We start from the raw sequence: 21762 nt of genomic DNA, 5'->3' as shown, positions 1-21762 counted from the left end.
CGTAATACGTCAACGCGGCGGCCCGGTCGGAGAGTTCGTCGTTCTGGAACTCCCTGACCGTGCCCCTGAGCACCGCCCACCAGGACCGCATCGGCCAACTGGCAGTCGTCGTGCAGCCGCCGCAGCAGCAGCCGCTGCTCCTCGCCGGACGGCGCGGCACCCGGGTGGGCCGGACCCGGTGCCGCCGGGGTCGTGTCGTGCATCGAACGCTGCACGGCCATCTCGTAGGTGCGGATCTCCCGGGTCAGCACCAGCATCAGGTTCACCAGGAAGGCGTCACGTGACGCCGGTCCCGCCGACTGCGCGATCTGGCTGATCTGCCGCCGCGCCACCGGCGCGTCCCCGAGGACCGCCCACAGCGTGGCCAGGTCGTAGCCCGGCAGATACCAGCCCGCATGCTCCCAGTCCACCAGCACTGGACCGGCCGGTGAGAGGAGGATGTTGGACAGCAGGGCGTCGCCGTGGCAGAACTGGCCCATGCCCTGTCGGCCCGCCGAGTGCGCGATGCCGTGCAGCAGCTTCTGCAGGTCTCCCATGTCCCGGTCGGTGAGCAGCCCGAGCTCGTGATAGCGGGAGATCCGGGCCGCGTAGTCCAGCGGGGCGTCGAAGGTGCCCGCCGGCGGCCGCCAGGCGTTCAGCCGGCAGATCGCGCCGAGCGCCGCCCTGATGTCCGCCCGCGGCGGGGCCTCCGCCGGGTGCCGGTGCAGCGCCGCCACCCGGCCCGGCATCCGCTCGATGACGAGCGTGCAGTTGTCCGGATCCGCCGCGATCAGCCGCGGCACCCGCACCGGCGGGCGGTGCCGGACGAACGAGCGGTATGCCGCTATCTCGTGCCGGATCCGCTCGGCCCACGCGGGGGAGTGGTCCAGTAAACACTTCGCTACGGCCGTGCTGCGTCCGGTCGTTCCGACCAGGAGCACGGAGCGCCCGTTGCGGCGTAGCACCTGCACCGGAGCGAACTCCGGGCAGATCCGGTGCACCGACGCGATCGCCGTACGCAGTTGGGCGCCCTGAGGGCCGGACAAGTCGAGTCTCCCGCTGAGCGGTTGGGTGCCGATCCCCGGAACGCGCCGCGGCCTGCCCGCACCGAGCACGGGGCCGGCCGCCGGGCGCGCCGGGTCGAGGTAGGGGCCGCCGGCGCCCGGGCGGGGGTGCAGCGACCGGGGCGGGGCGGACACGGAGGACGATGCTGTGTACATGGGAGAGACAGATCCCTTCGTGTGCCTGCAGTGCCTGTCCAAGCAAGTGCGCTGCCCGGCCCGGTCCCCCGGGCGCATCCTGGGGAATGTCCCTCGGTGACCGGGTCGGGGTGGCGCGTTCCTACCTGACACCAGATGCGCAGTGGCACACCATCTGGCGCACCCTGGCGAACCCTGGCGAATAGTCGCCCGGCAAGGCGCACCGGGCTATGTTCAAGTCAGCCGAGAACCTGGGGGCTTGATGTGAACGGACAACCCAACTCCCGTCTCTCGGACCTGTTCGGCCTGGCCGGCTGGTCCAAGGGCGAACTCGCGCGGCGGGTCAACCGGCAGGCGGCGGCCATGGGCCACCCCCAGCTCTCGACCGACACCTCGCGGGTACGGCGTTGGATCGACACGGGAGAGATCCCGCGCGATCCGGTGCCGCGGGTGCTGGCGGCTCTGTTCACCGAGCGTCTCGGCCGTGTCGTGACCATCGAGGACCTCGGTCTGGTCCGGCACGGGCGTGTGGGGAAACGGCCTGGCGACGGGGACGCGGAACATCCCGACGTCGTGCTGTGGGCGCCCGGACGGACTGCTGCGGTCCTCACCGAATTCACGGGAATGGACCTCATGCTCAACCGACGCGGCTTGGTGGGCGCGGGCGCCGCGCTCGCCGCAGGATCCGCACTCAGCAGCGCCATGTACGACTGGCTGCACTCCGACCCGACTCTTACCGCCGACGCTCCCCGATCCGACGATCCGCTGCACGCCGACCCCGCCGGGTTCGACCGCTATGAGGCCGCCCCCATCGGGTCCCAGGAGATCGAGGAACTGGAGGCGTCCGTCGAGGTGTTCCGAGCCTGGGACGCGGCCCGCGGCGGCGGGTTGCAACGCAAGGCCGTGGTGGGACAGCTCAACGAGGTGGGCGGCATGCTCGCCTACCGGCACCCCGACCATCTGCAGCGGCGCCTGTGGGGCGTCGCCGCCAATCTCGCCGTACTCGCGGGCTGGATGTCGCACGACGTCGGCCTGGAGCCCACGGCCCAGAAGTACTTCGTCATCGCTGCCCACGCGGCCCGTGAGGGCGGCGACCGGCCGCGCGCCGGGGAGGCGCTCTCACGGGCGGCTCGCCAAATGGTGCACCTGGGCCGGCCCGACGACGCGCTCGATCTCATGAAGCTCGCCAAGGCCGGTTCCGGCGACGAGGTGCTGCCGCGCACCCGGGCGATGCTCTACACCATCGAGGCCTGGGCACAGGCGTCGATGGGCAAGGGCCAGGCGATGCGCCGCACCCTCGGCCAGGCGGAGGACCTCTTCGTCTCCGACCGGTCCGACGTACCGTCGCCGAGCTGGATGCAGACCTTCAAGGAGGAGGACCTCTACGGCATGCAGGCCCTGGCCTACCGCACGCTGGCCGAGCACGAGCCGGGAGCGGCCGCGCACGCCCAGCACTACGCGGAGAAGGCCCTGGCGCTGCGGGTCGACGGACGACAGCGGTCGAAGATCTTCGACTTCCTGTCGATGGCCTCCGCGTGCTTCATCGCGGACGACCCCGAACAGGCGGACCGGTACGCGCGGTTGGCCCTGGTGTCGATGGGATCCAACTCCTCCCACCGCACCTGGGACCGGCTGCGCGAGATGTACCGGCTCACCGCCCAGTACTCCAACGACCCGAAGATCCACGAACTCCGGGAGGAGATCGCCCTCGCGCTGCCGAAGACACAGGCCAAGAGCCCGAGGGCAAGGGGAGGCAACAGCGCCCAGACGTAAGGACGTTGTGCGGCTGATCGTCGGCCGTGACGGTTCGTCAGGTCGCTCTGGCGATGAGCACGCAGGCGTTGTCCTCGCGCTCGGTGTCGCCGAACTCCTCCACGACCATCCGTACGCAGTCCTGTGCGGTGCGCGCCTCGCCGAACCGCGGGGCCAGGTCGAGCAGTCGGTCCGCGGCCTCGGGGCGATCGCCCCTGGGCACCAGTCCGTCCGTGTGCAGCAGGAGTACGTCGCCCGCTTCGAGGATCTCCTCGGCCTGTCCGTAGGCCGCTCCCGAGGTGGCGCCGAGCAGGACGCCGTCCGGTGCGCTCAACATGCGCCCCGTCCCGCCGCGGAACAGCAGCGGGGCGGGGTGTCCTGCCTGCGCCCAGGTCAGGGTGCGGGTCTCGGGCCGGTAGCGGCAGCACACCGCGCTGCCCAGGGCCGGTTGCACGGTGGCGTCGAGTAACTGGTTGAGCCAGGACATCAGTTGGCCGGGCTCGGTGCCCGCCATCGCCATGCCGCGCAGGGCACCGAGCAGCATCGCCATGCCCGAGGCGACGGCGACGCCGTGTCCGGTGAGGTCGCCGACGCTCAACAGCGTGGCCCCGTCGGACAGTTGGAGCGCGTCGTACCAGTCGCCGCCGATCAGCGCGCTCGTCGACGAGGGCAGATAGCGGGCGGCCAGGTCCAGTGTCTCCGGTCCCTGGTGCGGGAGCCGCAGGGAACCGCGCCACGGTGGCAGCACGGCCTCCTGCAGCTCGACCGCGAGCCGGCGCTCGGTCTGCGCGTGGTGCCGGTGACGCTGCAGCGAGTCACGGGTCTCGCTCACCGTCCGCTGGCTGCGGCGCAGTTCGCTGACGTCCCGCAGCACGGCCCACATCGAGGCGGTGCCACCGTCCGCGTCGAGCACGGGCTCGCCCATCATGTGCACGGTCCGTACGGCGCCGTCGGGCCGTACGATGCGGAACTCGCCGTCGATGGGCTTCGCGTCGACCAGGCAGTCGGTGACCATCGCGGTCAGCCGCGGCCGGTCCTCGTCGAGGATCAGGGACGGCAGTTCGTCGAGGGTGAGCGGGGGAGCGGCCGGGTCGCGGCCGAGGATCTGATACAGCTCCCCGGACCAACTCGCCTCGTCCGTCAGCAGATTCCACTCGGCGCTGCCGACCCGGCTGAGCAGTGACTCCTGCCGGGCCGCCTCCGGTACGGCAGTTGGCGAGAGCGGCGGCTCGACGGACGCCACCACGGACGGCGGGCCGTCCCGCAGTTGGCCCAAGTGCTCGTCGAGGTCGCTGAGTTGATGCAGCGCCAGATCGCACAGTGCGCGCTGCCACCGCTCACGCGGGTCCGAACCGTCCTGCTGCGCGTCCCGCCGTACGGCGTCCACGTCGCCCATGAGTCGGCGCGCCTGCGATATCAGCGCGTCGACCGAGCCGCGCGCGGGCGGCTGGGCCGCCGGGCGGTCCGCAGAGAGATGGGACGGCATGACGCACTCCGATGCGGGGACGGTACGACCAAGGCGGATGGAGGGACCGGTTACGACTGTCGCACAGCCTGCGACGCCCTGTAAGGGATTTGGCAACACCCGATCCGGTGGTGCTTCTGGCATATGCCAGCGTCTTCGCGGGCGGTTTGCGCCGAGCGAGTGGCGTAGCTGTCCTGGTGAGGCAAGTCCTGGACGCCGTACGTGAGTTGAGGGGTTGGATACCCCCTCCGGCCACCACTCAACCACCTGTTCGACGGCCCTTTGTTCAAGCAGGTCGCGCCGCCTGATGCCCGGCCGAAAAGTGTCGCCCAGGTGCGTGAACCGCAGTACGCAGCCGCCATTTTGAGCCGTTGCTTTGTTGTAGCCATGACAATCCTGTGGGTGTGATGCCACTCTGCTGTGCATCACGCTCACCGAGCGTTCACATTCCCCTCACCCTTCCACCTCTTTCACCCGCGCGCCGCCGGACGGCCCCACCACGGCCCGACCCGCTCTCCAGGACTCGACCGAGTCCGACCACCCCACACGAGGAGAACGCTTTGACCCGGCATGACCGTTATCCGCACCACCCCAGATACACCGCGGCCCTCGTGCTCACCGCGGTGGGCACCCTGCTGGCGGCCGGTATGCAGACCGGCGCCGCCTCCGCCGCCCCCGGCGACCACACCCCGACGAAGATCCTGGCCACTCCCCGGGCCGGAGCGGCCCCGGCCGCACTGACGCCGACGAAGCGCACCGCCCTCCTCAGGAGCGCGGGCGCGGCCGTCGGGGCCACGGCGAAGAGCCTCGGCCTCGGGGCCAAGGAGAAACTCGTCGTCAAGGACGTCGCACAGGACGCCGACGGCACCACCCACACCCGTTACGAGCGGACGTACTCCGGGCTGCCCGTCCTCGGCGGCGACCTGGTCGTCCACGCCAAGAGTGGCCGCCTCACGGTGTCGAAGGCCGCGACAGCGGAGCTGACCCTGCCGGACACCACCCCGAACGTGTCGTCGGCGACGGCGCGGACCAAGGCACTTGCCACCGCGGTGAAGGCGGGCGGCGAGCAGGCCAAGGCCGACGGCGCTCCGCGACTCGTCGTCTGGGCCGCCGGGACCAAGCCCGTCCTCGCCTGGGAGGCGGTGGTCGGCGGCTTCCAGGACGATGGAACCCCCAGCGAACTGCACGTGATCACCGACGCCGACTCGGGCAAGGCCCTCTTCCGCTACCAGGGCATCGAAACCGGCACCGGCACGGGCCAGTTCAACGGAACGGTCCCGCTCAGCACCACACTCTCCGGCTCGACGTACCAACTCGTCGACGGCGACCGCGCCGGACACCGCACCTACGATCTCAACCAGGGCACCTCGGGCACGGGCACCCTGTACACGGACGACAACGATGTCTGGGGTGACGGAACGCCGGCCGACCGGCAGACCGCAGGTGTGGACGTCGCCTATGGTGCCGCCGCCACCTGGGACTACTACAAGGATGTGTTCGGCCGCAACGGCATACGCAACGACGGCGTCGCCGCCTACAGCAGGGCCCACTACGGCAACAACTACGTCAACGCCTTCTGGTCCGACACCTGCTTCTGCATGACCTACGGCGACGGCTCGGGCAACACCCATCCGCTGACGGCGTTGGACGTGGCCGCGCACGAGATGAGCCACGGCGTCACCGCCGCGACCGCCGGCCTCACCTACTCCGGAGAGTCGGGTGGCCTCAACGAGGCCACCTCGGACATCTTCGCCGCCGCGGTGGAGTTCCACAGCGACCTGCCCGCCGACGTCCCCGACTACCTGGTCGGCGAGAAGATCGACATCAACGGCAATGGCACACCGCTGCGTTACATGGACAAGCCCTCCAAGGACGGTGCGTCCCGCGACTACTGGAGCTCGACACTGGGCAGCGTCGACGTCCACTACTCCTCGGGCCCGGCAAACCACCTCTTCTACCTGCTGTCCGAGGGCAGCGGCGCGAAGACCGTCAACGGCGTCGCCTACGACAGCCCCACCTACGACGGACTTCCCGTCACCGGCATCGGCATCGAGAACGCCCAGCGGATCTGGTACCGGGCGCTCACCACGTACATGACCTCGTCCACGAACTACGCCGGCGCCCGCACCGCGACACTCCAGGCCGCCGCGGACCTCTTCGGCACCTACAGCCCCACCTACCTCGCCGTGGCCGACGCGTGGGCGGCGATCAACGTCGGCAGCCGGATCGCCCTCGGCGTCAACGTGGCCCCGATCCCCGGCCAGCTCAGCGGAGTCGGCCAGGCCGTGTCCCTGCAGACGGCGGCGTACACCACCAACTCCGGTGCGGGCCTGACCTATTCGGCCACGGGCCTGCCGGACGGCCTGACCATCGACGACACCGGCCTGATCTCCGGCATCCCGACCAGCCTCGGGACCAGTGACGTCACGGTGACCGTCACCGACGCCACGGGCGCGACCGCCACCGTCGCCTTCACCTGGCGGGTCGCCAACATCTACGGCAGCACCACCCGCGTCGACATCCCCGACGCGGGCGCGGCGGTCGAGTCCCCGATCACGGTCACCGGCCGCGACGGCAACGCCTCGGCCGCCACCCAGGTCTACGTCAAGATCGTCCACACCTACCGTGGCGACCTCAGCGTCGACCTCGTCGGCCCCGACGGAACCGTCTACCCGCTCCTCAACCGCACCGGCGGCTCCGCCGACAACGTCGACCAGACCTTCACCGTCGACGCCTCCGCCCAACCGATCTCCGGCACCTGGAAGTTGCGGGCGCAGGACCACGACGCGCTCGACGTCGGCTACATCGAACAGTGGCAGCTCACTCCGTGAACCGGCCTGCGTAGCCCGGTAGTTCACGGGCACCGTCCCGCAGTTCACGACTGAACGACCAGTCCGAACCGGCTGAGAGGCGAGCCCGCACCAGAGTGAGCCTCTCAGCCGACCGGACGGACCTGCTTCTCCAACGCGGCGTCCCGGGACGGGTGTTGGGCCGCGTCGCGACACCCTCTCGCCGAGCAGCACCGCGCAGGCCGCGACGGTCATCAGGCCGCCGGTGAGGAACGTGCCCCGTACCTCCGCGAACGCGATGTCCGCGCGGCCCGGTGCGCAGTGCAGCATCGCGTGCTGGGGCGTCATGAAAACGGGACCGAGTGCGCCGCCCATGAGGACCAGGAACGCGACCGCTGCCACCGGGTTGCTACCGGCGGCGTACAGCCCGAGCATGCCCACCGCCTGGGTGGCCACTGCGGTGCCGAGGGCGGCCTGTGGGAAGCGGTCCAGTACTGCCCCGGTGACGCTCACGCCGACTCAGGCAGGCACCGCCGGACACCATCAACAGGACGCCGATCGCACCCTGTTGGAATCCGCTCGCACCGCCGAGGAACTTCACGACATAGGTGAATCCCGTGAACGCGCCGGTGGCGGACAGGATCCCGGCCGCCAGTACGGTCCCGAACCGGCGGGCGTCGGGGCGGGTTCTGTAGGCGGCCTGTTCCTCGTCCGGACGTGAGTCGGGAGCAGGACGGCGATCGTCTCCAGGGACACGTACCCGAGCGCCGCCGGTACGGCGATCGGTGCCGACCAGCCGTCGCGGTGGCCCAGCCGGGTACCGGCGGGGACGCCGAGCACGAGGGCCAGCGAACCCGCGACGGACAGCGCCCCGAGCACCCGCCCGCGGACCCCGGGAGCGAACAGACCTACCGCGACCGGTCCCATAGCGGCCCAGAACAACGCATGGGCCGCGCGGTCAGCAGCCGTGCCGCGAGGAGCGGCCAGTACGAGGTGGCCGATGCCGCGACGAGGCTGGACACGACGAACGCGGCCAGCGGTCCGGTGAGCACATGGCGGCGAGGCACACTCAGGGCCGCAAGCGCCGCCGTCCTGCGCCACATGGCCGGTCGCCCCTGCTCCATGGCCCCATCCATGTGCTCACCCCACATGTCTCACCCGCCCGACTGCAAACGGGATTCACCAGCAGCCCCACACCACGGCACCAGCATGACGCAGGTCACATCAATTCATTCGCGGTTCCGCGTAATGCGAGGGGCACCTGCGTGGTCGTACAGGCACACGGCAATTCGGCCGACCTCACGCCCGCAGGGGAGACCGCCCATGGACATCACTCTCGAACAGCCCACCCGGGCCCGGCTGATCACGGCCGACGACACGGAGCTACCCGTGTCCGCCACGCTCCGCTATCTCGCCTCGGACCCGCTGGCCGTGCACCTCGACTTCCCGCCCGAGGTGTCCCTCGACGGTGAGGGTGTCACCTGGACCTTCGGCCGGGCGCTGCTGGAGGAGGGGCTGCGCAGGCCGGCCGGTGGCGGTGATGTGCACCTGTGGCCGTGCGGCGGAACCCGTACGGTGCTGGAGTTCCACTCGCCGTTCGGCCTCGCCCTGCTCCACTTCCACACCCCGGAACTCCGCCGCTTCCTGCTGCGCACCTACGACGTGGTGGCCACCGGGCAGGAGGACATGGACGCGGTCGTCGACCGGGGGCTGAGCGCCCTGTTCGGCATCGTCTGAGCCCAACTCGGCGTCCCGGCGGCGGCTTTGACCTTTATTCACCTCCATCTCACCGACCAGGTATGGACCTTGATGAAGGCTCCGTGCAGCCTTGCGCCCGGTGTGCCGCTAGGGCACTCCTGTGACGAGGGCGGAGCGCATGACACCGATCAGCCGAAGAGGCTTCGTGGGGCTGGGTGCCACCGTGGCGGCGGGCATGGCGACGGGCGCCGGCGCACGGCCCGCGATCGCTGCCCAGCGGACGGCGACCGGCACGATCTCGGACGTGAAACACGTGGTGATCCTCATGCAGGAGAACCGCAGCTTCGACCACTACTTCGGGCGCCTCAAGGGCGTCCGCGGCTTCGACGACCGCAGTGGCATCACGCTGAGCGGGGGCTATCCGGTCTTCAACCAGCCGAACGGCGGCGGCCGTCAGTACCCCTGGAAGCTGAGCGCCACCCCGGCCGCGGGCGGCCAGGACGGCGAGACCCTAGCGCAGTGCAACGGCGATCTGCCGCACTCCTGGTCCTCACAGCACTCCGCGTGGAACAAGGGCCGCCTCGACAACTGGGTCTCGGGCGTCGGCAACGTGCGCTCGCTCGGCTACCTCGACCGCACCGACATCCCCTTCCACTACGCGCTCGCCGACAGCTACACCGTCTGCGACGCCTACTTCTGCTCCACCCTCAGCGCGACCGGCCCCAACCGCACCTATCTGTGGAGCGGCAAGGTCGACTCCTCCAGCTACGACGGCGGTGACGAGTCCGGCCTGACCTGGCAGACCTACGCCGAGTCACTGCAGAACGCCGGGGTGACCTGGAAGGTCTACCAGAACGCGGCGGACAACTACGGCGACAACGGCTGCGCCTACTTCAAGAACTTCGCCAACTCCAAGGCGGGCAGCCCCCTTTACGACCGCGGCATGTCCTCCGTCCCGGCCACGACCGGTTCGACCCCCGACGACATCGCCGCCGCCATCAAGGCCGACGTCGTCGCCGGTACCCTGCCGCAGGTCTCCTGGGTCGTCCCCAACCAGGCCTTCTCCGAGCACCCTTACGCCCCGCCCGGCGACGGCGCCCACTTCATCGGCCTCGTCTACCAGGCCCTCGCCGCCGACCCGGACGTCTTCGACTCGACCGTGCTGTTCCTCAACTACGACGAGAACGACGGCTACTTCGACCACGTCCCGCCACCCGTCCCGCCCGCGGGCACCGACGGCGAGTTCCTCAACGGCGTGCCGTACGGCTTCGGCTTCCGTGTCCCGATGATCGTCATCTCGCCCTGGACGCGCGGCGGTTGGGTTTCCTCCGAGGTCTTCGAGCACACCTCGGTCCTGCGCTTCCTGGAGACCTGGACCACGGCCCTGGGCAAGCCCGCCGCCTGCCCCAACATCAGCACCTGGCGCCGAAAGGTCAGCGGCGACCTGACGGGCGTCTTCGACTTCGCCCACCCGGTCTACGGCTCCGTCGCGCTCCCGGCGACCGGCGTCATCGGCCTCTCCACCTGCGGCCCGCTGCCCAACCCGGTACCGACGAACAACGCCCTGCCGATACAGGAGACCGGTACTCGGCCCGCCCGCGCGTTGCCGTACCAGCCGGGCGGGTACCTGGATCACCTGGAGTTCGGGTCGAGCGGCAAGATCCTCGCCTGGTTCGCGATGTCCAACCAGGGCGGCGCCGCGAGGAGCGCCGCCCATCTCTCCATCCACCCCAACGCCTACCGCGACACGACCCCCTGGCAGTACACGGTCGACCCGGGCGGCACCGCCTCCGACTACTTCAACATCGGTACCGGCTACGGCGGCGGCAAGTACGACCTCTCCATGGTCGGCCCCAACCGCTTCCTCCGACGCTTCCAGGGAGACGCCACGAAGGCGGGCAAGTCCGTTGAGGTGAGCACCCGTTACGCCGTCGAACCGGGCACCGGCAAGCTCGCGATCTACTTCAGGATGGCCAACTCGGGCTCCGCGTCGGTGAAGTTCACCATCACCTCCAACCACTACCGCGGTGACGGACCGTGGACCTACACGGTCGCCGCGGGCGCGTCGACGGAGGACTTCTTCAACGCCGTGGCGTACCAGAACGGTTGGTACGACTTCACGGTCACCGTCGACTCCGACGCGAGCTGGTCGCGCCGGTTCACCGGACACCTGGAGTCGGGCACGGCGAGCGTCAGCGGCTGACGTCGGTGTACAGATCCGGGCGCGGGGCGAGTTCGACGGTCACCCGGCCGCCGCTCTCCAGCGCCCGGACCCCGGCCTCGGCGACGGCGGAGGACGCGTAGCCGTCCCAGACGCCGGGGCCGGTGACGCGCCCCTGCCGGGTGGCGTCGACCCAGGACTGCACTTCCCGGTCGTAGGCGTCCGCGAACCGCACGAGATAGTCCAGCGGTACGTCCTCGTGCACGCTGCCCCATGTGGTGACGGCCATCGTGCGGTCCTCGCCGATCCGGGCGCTGCCCGCCTCGCACACGGCCTCGCAGCGCACCTGGTAGCCGAAGCCGGAGTTGACGAACACCTCGACGTCGACGAGGGCGCCGCCGTCGGTCTCGAAGAGCACGAGCTGCGGGTCGATCAGACCCTCCGGTGCGTTCGCCGACGGGCGCGGGCTGAGCACGGTCACCGCGGTCAGCTCCTGGCCGAGCAGCCAGCGGGCCGCGTCGATCTCGTGCGAGACCGAGCTGTCGATGAGCATCGCGGAGGTGAAGTAGGGCGGCGAGGACACATTGCGGTGGGTGCAGTGCAGCATCAGCGGACGCCCCAACTGCCCGTCGTCCAACAGGGACTTGAGCCGCTGGTACTCCGCGTCGTAGCGTCGCATGAACCCGACCTGCGCCAGCCGTCGGCCCAGCCGCGCCTCGGCCTCCACCACCCGGAGCGCTCCGGTGGAGTCGGGCACCATGGGCTTCTCGCACAGCACCGGCAGCCCGCGGGCGAAGGCGGCGAGCAGTGCCTCCTCGTGCGCGGGACCCGGCGAGGCGATGAGCACCGCCTCGACCCCGGGGGCGTCGAGCGCGGCCACGGCGTCCTCGTGCACCGTGACCGCGTCCAGACCGGCCACCGCCTCCTTGGCGCGCTCGGTGTCCGGGTCGGCCACCGCGGCGACCCTGGCGCCGCTCACCACCTGGTCGAGGCGTCGTATGTGGTCGGCTCCCATATGTCCCGCACCCAGCACGGCCACGCCCAGCAGGTCACCCACGTGTGCACTCCCTCTCCGTCGACGATCACGCCGTAGCGTACGCCGGAGGGGAGGAGCGGCCTCGGGAGCGCGAGGGTCTCAGTAGCGCAGCACGCCCGCGATACCGTCCGCGTCGTTCAGGGTGCCGTCGGGGACGAAGCGGACGTCGGCGCCGGTCTCCAGGCACTGTTCGACGATCTCGTCCACGATGTCCTCGCGGGCGTCGAGGTCGTCGCTGTCGGCCGGAACCAGATGGGCGCCGTGGTCGTCGCGGACCGTGACGCGGTAGTTCTCCTCGACGGCCAGCAGCCGGACCCGGCCCTCCCGGGCGTTCTGCCAGACCTCGTCGACGCCGGCTGCGAACTCCTTGCGCCCGCGCGCCGATTCGAGCTCCCGGGTCACGGTGACGGTGCTCTTGCGCGCCTCGGCGTCGACCAGTGGCCGTACGGCCTGCCACACGGCGTCGGGTGTGCCGTGCGCGAGGCCGCCGTGCGGGACGGGCACGGCGGCCTTCGTGGCGCCGCCGACCTCGTGCAGTGCGGACAGGGCCGCCTGGTCGCCGGTGATGTAGAGCGGCCGCCGGTGCTCGCGCAGGATCCGGCCCATCGCGGTGTCCGCCTCACGCAGGAAGTGGCGGGTGTCCTCGTCGCGGAAGGTGCTCGGCAGGTCGCCGATCCGCTCCTGCCGCTCGGCGTCGAAGTTGTCCCGAGTGTCGCGGGCCAGCGGGAAGCCGCCGATGCGCTCCTCGGTGACCCGGTCGACTCCGCCGTTCCACAGAGTGATGCGGTCGGCGGAGACCGACAGCACCCAGAACGACCGCTCGGAGGCCCGCGCGGAGACGAGATTGCGGGTGAGGAACGTGTCGGAGAGCACCACACGTTCGGGCACCGACCTGGCGAGGGACCACACCTGGTGCTCACCCGGTGCGGCGAAGATCACCAGCCCGTCCTCGGCGTGCGTCAGATCGACCTCCCCGAGGGCCTGGTCGAGTTGCCGGACGACGTCGATGCGCCGCTCCCGGGGGACCGCGGGATCGGCCTCCAACTGCTTCTTGGCCTCGGCCACCACATTGCGCAGCCGGACCGGATCCTGGGCGTTGTCGGGCTCGCGACGATGCGTCGGCGTGAGCACGGAGACCGCGGGGTAGGGACGCGGGCGCCGCAGCTCGGTGAGGGTGGCGGGACTCAGTGCGTGCTCCATAACAGCACGATAGGGCCGATTCGCGGATGGGGCATATGGGGGAAGCCCACCAGGCAATGGGGATAATTGGTTGCTAACGTCCCTCGGGTGACGCAAGCCGCCACCACTACCGAGACCCGGACCACGGCCGCCAAGCTGAGCCTGCCGACGTTGACCACCATGGTGGTCGGCTCGATGGTCGGGGCCGGGGTGTTCTCGCTCCCGCGCAGGTTCGCGCAGGAGACGGGTGTGGCCGGCGCCCTGATCGCCTGGGCCGTCGCCGGCACGGGCATGCTGATGCTCGCCTTCGTCTTCCAGACCCTCGCGGTCCGCAGACCCGACCTGGACGCCGGTGTCTACGCCTACGCCAAGGCCGGGTTCGGCGAGTACCTCGGTTTCTTCGCCGCCTTCGGCTACTGGGCCAGCGCCTGCGTCGGCAACGTGACGTACTGGGTGCTCATCATGTCGACGATCGGCACGATCGCACCCGCGCTCGGCGAGGGCGACACCGTCCTCGCGGTGGTCCTCTCCTCGGCCGGGCTGTGGCTCTTCTTCCTGCTGATCAGCCGCGGGGTGAAGGAGGCGGCGGCCATCAACCGGATCGTCACCGTCGCCAAGGTCGTGCCGATCCTGGTCTTCGTCGTCCTCGCGCTCTTCTACCTCAAGCCCCATGTCTTCGCCGAGAACTTCGGTGGCGCCGACTACGCGGGCTCCCTGTTCCAGCAGGTCAAGGGCACCATGCTGGCCACCGTCTTCGTGTTCCTGGGCGTCGAGGGCGCCAGCGTCTACTCCCGGCACGCCCGGCGCCGCGAGGACGTCGGCCGCGCGACCGTCCTCGGCTTCCTCAGCGTCTTCGCCGTCTTCGCGTCGGTGACGATCGTGTCGTACGGCCTGATGCCGATGGGTGAGATCGCCGAACTGCGCCAGCCCTCCATGGCGGGCGTGCTGGAGCACGCGGTGGGCACCTGGGGACAGGTCTTCGTCAGCGTCGGGCTGATCGTCTCCGTGCTGGGCGCCTATCTCGCCTGGACGCTGATGGCCGCCGAAGTACTGTTCGTGGCCGCCAAGGACGACGACATGCCGCGCTTCCTGAAGAAGTCCACGGCGGCCGACGTGCCCGTGCCCGCGCTGGTGATGACCACCCTGCTGAGCCAAGTCGTCCTGGTCGTCACCTACTTCTCCGACGACGCCTTCAACTTCGCCCTGGACCTGACCAGTTCACTGACCCTGATCCCGTTCCTGCTCGCGGCCGGCTTCGCCGTACGGATCGCGCTCGCCGAAACCCGGGCCAGACGCGGCGAGTTGGCGGTCGCCGTGCTGGCCACGATCTACACCGCGTTCCTCATCTACGCGGCCGGCTTCAAGTACCTCCTCGTCTCGCTCATCATCTACGCGCCCGCCACCTTCCTGTTCGTCAAGGCCCGCAGGGAACAGGGACGCACGCTCTTCTCGGCCCGCGAACTGGTGATCCTCGCCGTCTCGATCGCGGGCGCCGTCATCGGGATCACCGCCCTGACGCTGGGCTGGATCAGCCTCTGACCTCGCCCCCGACCTCCGGAAAGGTGCACCGTGACCAGGCAGGACAGCGTGAACCGACATGAGTACGGCGTCCACTCCGAGGTCGGCAGACTGCGCAAGGTACTGGTCTGCGCCCCGGGCCTGGCCCACCGCAGGCTCACCCCGACCAACTCCGACGACCTGCTCTTCGACGATGTGATGTGGGTCGAGAACGCCCAGCGCGACCACGCCGACTTCGTCAACAAACTCCGCGAACGCGGCGTCGACGTCGTCGAGTTGCACGAACTGCTCGCCCAGACCATGACGATCCCCGCCGCCAAGGACTGGCTCCTGGACCGGAAGATCGTCGCGAACGAGGTCGGCCTCGGCCTCATCGACCCGACCCGCGCCTACCTGGAGAGCCTCGAACCGGCCGAACTGGCCAAGTACTTGATCGGCGGCCTCGCCACCACCGACCTCCCGGACGACTTCCGCACCGACCACATCGCCCTCGCCCGCGAGTCGACCGGCGTCCGCGAATACCTGATGCCACCGCTGCCCAACACCCTCTACACCCGCGACACGACCTGCTGGCTCTACGGCGGCCTCACCCTCAACCCCCTCTACTGGCCCGCCCGGCACGACGAGACCCTCCTGATGAAGGCGATCTACACCTTCCACCCGGACTTCGCAGGCTCCGTCGTCTGGTGGGGCGACCCCGAACTCGACTGGGGGCAGGCCACGTTCGAGGGCGGCGACATCATGCCGGTCGGCAACGGCGTGGTCCTGATGGGCATGAGCGAGCGCACCTCGCGCCAGGCCATCACCCAGGTCGCCAAGGCGCTCTTCGACCTGGGAGCCGCCGAGCACGTGGTCGTCGCCGGTATGCCGAAGCTGCGCTCCGCGATGCACCTCGACACCGTCTTCACCTTCGCCGACCGCGACCTGGTGACCCTGTACCCGACCATCATGGACGCCGTCCACACCTTCTCCCTGCGCCCCGGCGACAAGGCGCCCGGCATCGACATCGTCGACGAGGGCCCGACCCCCTTCACCGACGTCGTCGCCAAGGCGCTCGGCCTGCCCGGACTGCGGATCGTGGAGACGGGCGGTGACGTCTACGCCTCCGAACGCCAGCAGTGGGACAGCGGCAACAACGCGGTCGCGCTGGAACCGGGCGTGGTCTTCACCTACGACCGCAATACCCAGACCAACACCCTGCTGCGCAAGGCGGGCGTCGAAGTCATCACCATCGTCGGCGCCGAGTTGGGGCGCGGCCGGGGCGGCGGGCACTGCATGACCTGCCCGATCGTGCGGGACCCCGTGGAGTTCTGAACTCCCGTTCGGGGCGCTGATATTGGGCAACTCTTTGCCCTTGGCCGATTCCTGACGAGTCCGCCCGGTGGAGCGCCGGTCCGGGGACCCCGGGGGCGCACAACGCGGCCGAAAGTGCGCGGGTGTGACGGCCATTCAGGTTACGGCTGTGTTGACCGGCTCTGTGCGGAGGCACAGGCTCGTCATGTAGGTGCTCGATACAACTGGTTCGCCGGGGTCCAGGCCACTCGTAAGGAAAGACACAGGTGGGCGACCTGTTTTCGGCGGGCCGGACGCAGGAGGTAACGCATGTGCGGCATCACCGGCTGGGTCTCCTTCGACCGTGAACTGCGTGCCGAGGCAGCGACATTGGATGCGATGACCGAGACGATGGCCTGCCGCGGCCCGGACGACCGAGGCGTCTGGGCCCAGGGTCCGGCAGCTCTCGGGCACCGCCGGCTCGCGATCATCGACCTGCCCGGGGGCCGTCAGCCGATGACCGCCGAGACGGCGGACGGCACAGTGGCGCTCGTCTACTCCGGAGAGACCTACAACTTCACCGAGCTGCGCCGCCAACTCGCCGACCGGGGACACCGGTTCACCACCGAATCCGACACCGAGGTCGTCCTGCGCGGCTACCTCGAATGGGGCGACGCGGTCGCCGAACGCCTCAACGGCATGTACGCCTTCGCGATCTGGGACGGCCGCCGCGACCAACTCGTCATGATCCGCGACCGCATGGGCATCAAGCCCTTCTACTACCACCCGACCCCTGACGGCGTCCTCTTCGGCTCCGAACCGAAGGCGATCCTCGCCAACCCGCTCGCCAGCGCCAGGGTCACCCTGGACGGCCTGCGGGAACTCTTCACCATGATCAAGACACCCGGACACGCCATCTGGAACGGCATGTCCGAGGTCGAGCCCGGCACCGTCGTCACCGTCGACCGCTCCGGCCTGCGCCGCCGCGTCTACTGGCAGTTGGAGACCCGTCCCCACACCGACGACCGCGACACCAGCGTCGCCACCGTCCGAAGCCTCCTCGACGACATCGTGCGCCGCCAACTCGTCGCCGACGTCCCCCGCTGCACCCTGCTCTCCGGAGGCCTCGACTCCTCCGCCATGACCGCGATCGCCGCCCGCCAACTCGCCGAACACGGCGAGAAGGTGCGCAGCTTCGCCGTCGACTTCGCCGGCCAGAGCGAGAACTTCGTCGCCGACCAACTGCGCGGCACCCCCGACACGCCGTACGTCCACGACGTGGCCCGTGCCTCGGACACCGACCACCAGGACATCGTGCTCGACGCGCAGACCCTCGCCGATCCCGACGTACGGGCGAAGATGCTCCGGGCGCGCGATCTCCCCCTGGGCTTCGGCGACATGGATTCCTCGCTGTACCTGTTGTTCCGCGCCATCCGGGACCAGTCCACGGTCGCCCTGTCCGGCGAGTCCGCCGACGAGGTCTTCGGCGGCTACCAGCAGTTCTTCGACGAGGAGGCCCGGCGTGCGGACACCTTCCCCTGGCTGGTGCGCTTCGGCCGCGAGTTCGGGGACGACTCCGACGTACTGCGCACCGACCTGACCAAGGCCCTGGACACCGAGTCCTATCTCGCGGACGGCTACCGCGATGCCGTCTCCGGCGTCCAACGCCTCGACGGCGAGAGCGACTTCGAGTACCGCATGCGGCGCATCTGCCACCTCCACCTCACCCGGTTCGTCCGCATCCTGCTCGACCGCAAGGACCGCGCGAGCATGGCCGTGGGCCTGGAGGTCCGGGTCCCGTTCTGCGACCACCGGCTCGTCGAGTACGTCTACAACACGCCCTGGTCCCTCAAGTCCTTCGACGGCCGGGAGAAGACCCTGCTCAGGGAGGCCACCACGGACGTCCTGCCGAAGTCCGTGTACGACCGGGTCAAGAGCCCGTACCCGTCCACCCAGGACCCCAAGTACGCCGTCGCCCTCCAGGACCACGCCAAGGACCTCCTCGCCCGCCCCTCCCACCCGGTCTTCGACCTCGTCGACCGGGAGAAGCTCCGGCAGACCGCCCACCGCGACGCACCCATCAGCACCCAGGCGGGCCGACGCGGGCTGGAACGCGCCCTGGACCTGGCGCTCTGGCTGGACCTCTACACACCCGAGATCTCACTCGCCTGAACTGTCCGCGGCACACGAACTCCCGCTCGGCGGCAGCGAGCCGTACAGCAGGAAGTCGTTGACCTTGGTGTGCACACACTTGGAAGACGCGTAACCGGTGTGGCCCTCGCCCTTGTTGTCGAGCACCACAGCCGACGCACCGAGCCGCTGGGCCGTCTCCACGGTCCAGCGATAAGGCGTCGCCGGGTCGCCCCGGGTTCCGACGAGCAGCATCTTGGATGTGTCCACGTCCTTGACGGCGTCGCGGATGTAGTCGGTGCCCTTGGGACGGCCGTAGCACATCAGTACTTCGGTGAGCCGGTAGCGGCCGAAGACCGGGGACGCCTGTTCGTACTCGGTGCGCAGTCGGCCGAGGTTCCTGGTGATCTGCTCGGCGGTGGGGCGGTCGGGGTCGTCGGCGCAGTTGATGGCCATCAGCGCGGCCGGGAGGTTGTCGAGCGGGACGTCCTGCGCGTCGACGAGCCCACCGCCCCCGCCGAGCCGGGGCAGGTCGCTGCCGCCGGACGAGAAGGCCATGATGGCGCGCGTGTCACCGTCCTCCACCAGCGCGGCGACGGCCCGCTCCAGCGTCGGCCACAACTGCCGGCTGTACAGCGCCTGGCTGATGGAGCCGACCAGGTCCTGGCCCGAGAACGGGTCGCCGAAGTCCGACTGCACCGGGTCCTGGTCGAGCGAGCGCACGAGCTGCACGACCCGGTCCGGAGCCGAACGCGCGTCGGTCCCGAACGGACAGGCGATGTCCCGCACACACCAGGTGAGGAAGTCCTCCAGCGCGGTCTGCTGTCCCTCGGCGCCCGCGACGCCCTGCTCGGAGAGCGGCTCGGTGAGGGTGTCGACCCCGTCGAGCACCAACCGGCCCACCTTCTTGGGGAATTGCGCCGCGTACACCGCCCCGAGCCGGGTGCCGTAGGAGAAGCCGAGGTAGTTGAGCTTCTTGTCGCCGAGGGCCTGGCGCATCACGTCCAGGTCCCGGGAGGCGTTGACCGTGCCTATGTGGGGCAGCACCGGGCCGGAGTACTTGGCACAGATCTCGGCGGCCTTCCGCAACTGCTTGAGGACGACCTTCGGATCAGCGCTGTCGATGTCCGCCGGTTCCTCGTCCGTAGCGGCCGAGCCCTGGTCGGCGCCCGCGCCACAACTGACCGGCGAGGACTGGCCGACGCCGCGCGGATCGAAGGTGACGACGTCGTAGCCGTTGGTCAGATCCATGAACTCCTTGCCGTCCGAGGCGAGTTCACTGACTCCTGCACCACCCGGACCGCCGAAGTTCAGCAGCACGGAGCCCCGCGACTTCCCGGTCGCCCGGTAGCGGGCCAGCGCGATGTCGAGCGTCGCGGCGCCGGGCCTGGCGTAGTCGAGCGGGACGGTGACCTTCCCGCACCGCAGATCCTTGGGCGCGTCCATGTCCTTGCACGCGGTCCACTTCACCTTCTGCCGGTAGAACCGCGACAGATCGGGCTGCGGCCGGTCGCCGGCGAGCGCGACTGCGGGCAGCCCCGCCCCGAGCAGAGCCAGTGTGAGGGCCCCGGTGAACGCGCGGCGCCGGAACGCGGGCCGCGATGACAGCTTGGCCAGCATCAGTGCCTCCAAGAACGCGCCGTGACCAGCGCCTCCGATCACGATAAGCGGGCCTCGCGGGCGCCGCCTCCCGGCGGGCGGAACGGCGAGAGGTGCCGTATTCTGCGCACCTTCAATAGGCCTAAGCGGTTGTCCGACTAATGCTGACCAATGGCTTTCGATCGGCTCGGGTCGTCGCAAGGCAGTTGTTACGAGTAGTTCGATAACCCTGACGCTCGATGGAGTGAAAGGCCGATAAGCCATAACTCGGATGGTGCGCCCGCGTTTTATCCGGTGCGGGTGTGTGCCCGCTACATCTCTGGAAGGCAGGGACCCTATGAAACGGGTTACCCGAAACGGTGTGATCGCCGTCGCCGCCGCATCCGGTGCGATGGCAGTGGCTGGGCCGGCGTTCGCCGATTACGCGGCGGACGGCGCCGCGGCCGGCTCGCCCGGGGTGATCTCCGGCAACACCATCCAGCTCCCGGTGCATGTTCCGGTGAACGTGTGCGGGAACACCGTGAACGTGGTGGGGCTCCTCAATCCCGCCGCGGGCAACAGGTGCGTCAATGAAGGCGGCGCGAAGAAGGGTGGGGGTGGCGAGAACCCCGACGGACCGCCCGCCGGTGCCGCTGCACAGAGCGACGGAAAGGATTCGCCGGGTGTGCTCTCCGGCAATGGTGTCCAGCTCCCTCTCCATCTGCCCGTGAACGTCACCGGCAATTCCGTGAGCGTGGTTGGCGTCGGCAACCCGAGCGTGGGCAACCACTCCGGGAACACCTCGGGCGACCACCCCCGCCACCACCCCACGCGGCCGACCCCCGAGCCGTCCACGCCATCGAAACCGCACCCCGCATCAGGACGGGGAGTGCGGATGGAGCCGCACCACACACCAGCCGTTGCCCAGGCGTCGCTCGCCCACACGGGTGCCGACGACATCGTCCCGGCCGCCGCCACGAGTGCGGCCTTTCTCCTGGGCGGCGCCGCCCTGTACCGGCGCTTCCGCCCCAGGGCGGGACGCTGACCCGAGCGCCCGCGCCAGGACGGAAGGCCCCACCGGGTACCTGACCGGTGGGGCCTCCGTCGTCCGACGCCGGTGGATCAGGTCAACTCGCCGCGCAGGATGCTGTACCGGACCCCGTCCCGCCACCGCCCGTCCCGGTACGCGACACTCCGCAGGACGCCCTCCCGGGTGAACCCGACCTTCTCCAGGGCCCGTTGCTCGGCGAGGTTCTCCAGCTCCGTGTCCGCCTCGACGCGCATCACCAAGGTGTGGGCGAACAGATAGCGCACCAACTGCCTTTGTGCCTCGGTGCCCACGCCCTTTCCGCGGGCCCCGGGCAGCAGGGTGATGCCCATGTTCCAGTAGTGGCACGTCGGAGTCGGCGTGACCTTCCGCCAGGCGACGAACCCCACCCGCTCCTCGCCCCGGACCACCATCAGATACGACCTGTCCGCACCGAGCAGTCGGTCCTCCGACCACTGCCGTCGCCAACGCCGGGCATCGCTCCAGCCGTACCACTGGAACTCCGACGCGGCCTCCGGGTCGCTGAGGAAGCGCTCCATGACGGCCAGGCCGCCCTCGTCCACCGGTCGCAGCGAGATGGTCTCCGAGCTCATACGGAACAAGGGTAGGGGATGCCAACTGCTGGGAATCGTCCGGTAGTTCGTCCACCTCCGCCTTCGGAGCCCGGAGCCCGGAGGCGATGGCAGTGCGGATCAGCCGGCCGGGGCGGAGACCGGCCGTCATGGCCGCGGCCCGTCCCACGGCGACGAACTCCAACTTGTCCTTCAGGGCCTGGATGACCGGACCGCCGGGCGCCGGGCGGCCGTCTGGCCGGGGGATCGACCCGGCAGAAGGCGGCCCAGAAGCAGACGGGGTGGTGCCGCTCCAAGCGGGGCACTTTTTCGACGCGGGTCACAAGCCGATCCGCCCCCCCCGGGCCGACGCCACCTAATCCCGTTGCCGGGTCGGTCCACGGATG

Annotated in this window: 15 protein-coding genes; 8 read left to right on the top strand and 7 right to left on the bottom strand. The window is 69.9% G+C overall.

Annotation, left to right across the window (positions count from 1 at the left end; genetic code table 11):
- The coding region (locus ABZT04_RS38955; RefSeq protein WP_356063525.1) for an aminoglycoside phosphotransferase family protein at positions 1–1199 on the bottom strand (1199 nt) is incomplete at its 3' end.
- Between the two features lie 243 nt (positions 1200–1442).
- On the opposite strand from ABZT04_RS38955, the gene ABZT04_RS38950 reads away from it, so the two are divergent.
- On the top strand, positions 1443–2951 hold the full coding sequence (locus ABZT04_RS38950; protein ID WP_356063523.1) for a hypothetical protein: 1509 nt from the start codon (positions 1443–1445) through the stop codon (positions 2949–2951).
- A 37-nt stretch (positions 2952–2988) separates the two neighbouring features.
- Here the strand turns inward: ABZT04_RS38950 and ABZT04_RS38945 are convergent, their stop codons facing one another.
- Positions 2989–4416 (bottom strand): SpoIIE family protein phosphatase, encoded by a 1428-nt coding sequence (locus tag ABZT04_RS38945; RefSeq protein ID WP_356063521.1) that lies wholly within the window; start codon positions 4414–4416, stop codon positions 2989–2991.
- 539 nt (positions 4417–4955) lie between these two features.
- Between ABZT04_RS38945 and ABZT04_RS38940 the strand changes: the two genes are divergently transcribed.
- Complete coding sequence (locus ABZT04_RS38940; RefSeq protein WP_356063518.1) at positions 4956–7226, top strand: M4 family metallopeptidase; 2271 nt, start codon at positions 4956–4958, stop codon at positions 7224–7226.
- An 866-nt stretch (positions 7227–8092) separates the two neighbouring features.
- Here the strand turns inward: ABZT04_RS38940 and ABZT04_RS38935 are convergent.
- Positions 8093–8308 (bottom strand): hypothetical protein, encoded by a 216-nt coding sequence (locus ABZT04_RS38935; RefSeq protein ID WP_356063515.1) that lies wholly within the window; start codon positions 8306–8308, stop codon positions 8093–8095.
- A gap of 199 nt (positions 8309–8507) precedes the next feature.
- On the opposite strand from ABZT04_RS38935, the gene ABZT04_RS38930 reads away from it, so the two are divergent.
- Positions 8508–8921, top strand: a complete 414-nt coding sequence (locus ABZT04_RS38930; RefSeq protein WP_356063513.1) for an SsgA family sporulation/cell division regulator — start codon at positions 8508–8510, stop codon at positions 8919–8921.
- 139 nt (positions 8922–9060) lie between these two features.
- A complete protein-coding gene (locus ABZT04_RS38925) occupies positions 9061–11085 on the top strand; it encodes a phosphocholine-specific phospholipase C (RefSeq protein WP_356063510.1) in 2025 nt (674 codons plus the stop codon).
- Here ABZT04_RS38925 and ABZT04_RS38920 read toward each other — a convergent pair.
- A complete protein-coding gene (locus tag ABZT04_RS38920; RefSeq protein ID WP_356063507.1) occupies positions 11075–12100 on the bottom strand; it encodes a Gfo/Idh/MocA family oxidoreductase in 1026 nt (341 codons plus the stop codon). The two genes, ABZT04_RS38925 and ABZT04_RS38920, sit on opposite strands and share 11 nt — an antisense overlap.
- Positions 12101–12178: 78 nt before the next feature.
- Positions 12179–13279: a chemotaxis protein gene (locus ABZT04_RS38915; RefSeq protein WP_356063504.1), complete on the bottom strand. Its 1101-nt coding sequence runs from the start codon at positions 13277–13279 to the stop codon at positions 12179–12181.
- 87 nt (positions 13280–13366) lie between these two features.
- On the opposite strand from ABZT04_RS38915, the gene ABZT04_RS38910 reads away from it, so the two are divergent.
- The 3 genes from ABZT04_RS38910 (at position 13367) to asnB (ending at position 18220) form a co-directional block, all read left to right on the top strand.
- Positions 13367–14797: a basic amino acid/polyamine antiporter gene (locus ABZT04_RS38910; RefSeq protein ID WP_356063501.1), complete on the top strand. Its 1431-nt coding sequence runs from the start codon at positions 13367–13369 to the stop codon at positions 14795–14797.
- A gap of 30 nt (positions 14798–14827) precedes the next feature.
- Positions 14828–16090, top strand: coding sequence for an arginine deiminase (locus ABZT04_RS38905; protein ID WP_356063498.1), 1263 nt, complete (start codon positions 14828–14830; stop codon positions 16088–16090).
- Positions 16091–16378: 288 nt separating this feature from the next.
- On the top strand, positions 16379–18220 hold the full coding sequence (gene asnB, locus ABZT04_RS38900; RefSeq protein WP_356063496.1) for an asparagine synthase (glutamine-hydrolyzing): 1842 nt from the start codon (positions 16379–16381) through the stop codon (positions 18218–18220).
- On the opposite strand, the gene ABZT04_RS38895 is transcribed toward asnB, so the two are convergent.
- Complete coding sequence (locus ABZT04_RS38895) at positions 18209–19798, bottom strand: alpha/beta hydrolase (RefSeq protein WP_356063493.1); 1590 nt, start codon at positions 19796–19798, stop codon at positions 18209–18211. The two genes, asnB and ABZT04_RS38895, sit on opposite strands and share 12 nt — an antisense overlap.
- A gap of 316 nt (positions 19799–20114) precedes the next feature.
- Between ABZT04_RS38895 and ABZT04_RS38890 the strand changes: the two genes are divergently transcribed.
- Complete coding sequence (locus ABZT04_RS38890; RefSeq protein ID WP_356063491.1) at positions 20115–20801, top strand: chaplin; 687 nt, start codon at positions 20115–20117, stop codon at positions 20799–20801.
- Between the two features lie 77 nt (positions 20802–20878).
- Here ABZT04_RS38890 and ABZT04_RS38885 read toward each other — a convergent pair whose 3' ends face one another.
- The gene (locus ABZT04_RS38885) at positions 20879–21397 is read right to left on the bottom strand and encodes a GNAT family protein (protein WP_356063488.1); all 519 of its coding nucleotides are present in this window, start codon (positions 21395–21397) and stop codon (positions 20879–20881) included.
- Positions 21398–21762 lie beyond the last annotated feature (365 nt).

The sequence above is a fragment of the Streptomyces sp. NPDC005492 genome, from assembly GCF_040605995.1.
Classification (GTDB): Bacteria; Actinomycetota; Actinomycetes; order Streptomycetales; family Streptomycetaceae; genus Streptomyces.
The sequence above is the reverse complement of the archived record's forward strand: the minus strand, read 5'-3'. Positions and strand labels throughout refer to the sequence as shown.

Coding starts and splice junctions, on each gene's coding strand:
- ABZT04_RS38945 (WP_356063521.1), bottom strand. CDS start 4,416: ATGCCGTCCCATCTCTCTGCGGACCGCCCGGCGGCCCAGCCGCCCGCG.
- ABZT04_RS38935 (WP_356063515.1), bottom strand. CDS start 8,308: ATGGAGCAGGGGCGACCGGCCATGTGGCGCAGGACGGCGGCGCTTGCG.
- ABZT04_RS38930 (WP_356063513.1), top strand. CDS start 8,508: ATGGACATCACTCTCGAACAGCCCACCCGGGCCCGGCTGATCACGGCC.
- ABZT04_RS38925 (WP_356063510.1), top strand. CDS start 9,061: ATGACACCGATCAGCCGAAGAGGCTTCGTGGGGCTGGGTGCCACCGTG.
- ABZT04_RS38915 (WP_356063504.1), bottom strand. CDS start 13,279: ATGGAGCACGCACTGAGTCCCGCCACCCTCACCGAGCTGCGGCGCCCG.
- asnB (WP_356063496.1), top strand. CDS start 16,379: ATGTGCGGCATCACCGGCTGGGTCTCCTTCGACCGTGAACTGCGTGCC.
- ABZT04_RS38895 (WP_356063493.1), bottom strand. CDS start 19,798: ATGCTGGCCAAGCTGTCATCGCGGCCCGCGTTCCGGCGCCGCGCGTTC.
- ABZT04_RS38890 (WP_356063491.1), top strand. CDS start 20,115: ATGAAACGGGTTACCCGAAACGGTGTGATCGCCGTCGCCGCCGCATCC.
- ABZT04_RS38885 (WP_356063488.1), bottom strand. CDS start 21,397: ATGAGCTCGGAGACCATCTCGCTGCGACCGGTGGACGAGGGCGGCCTG.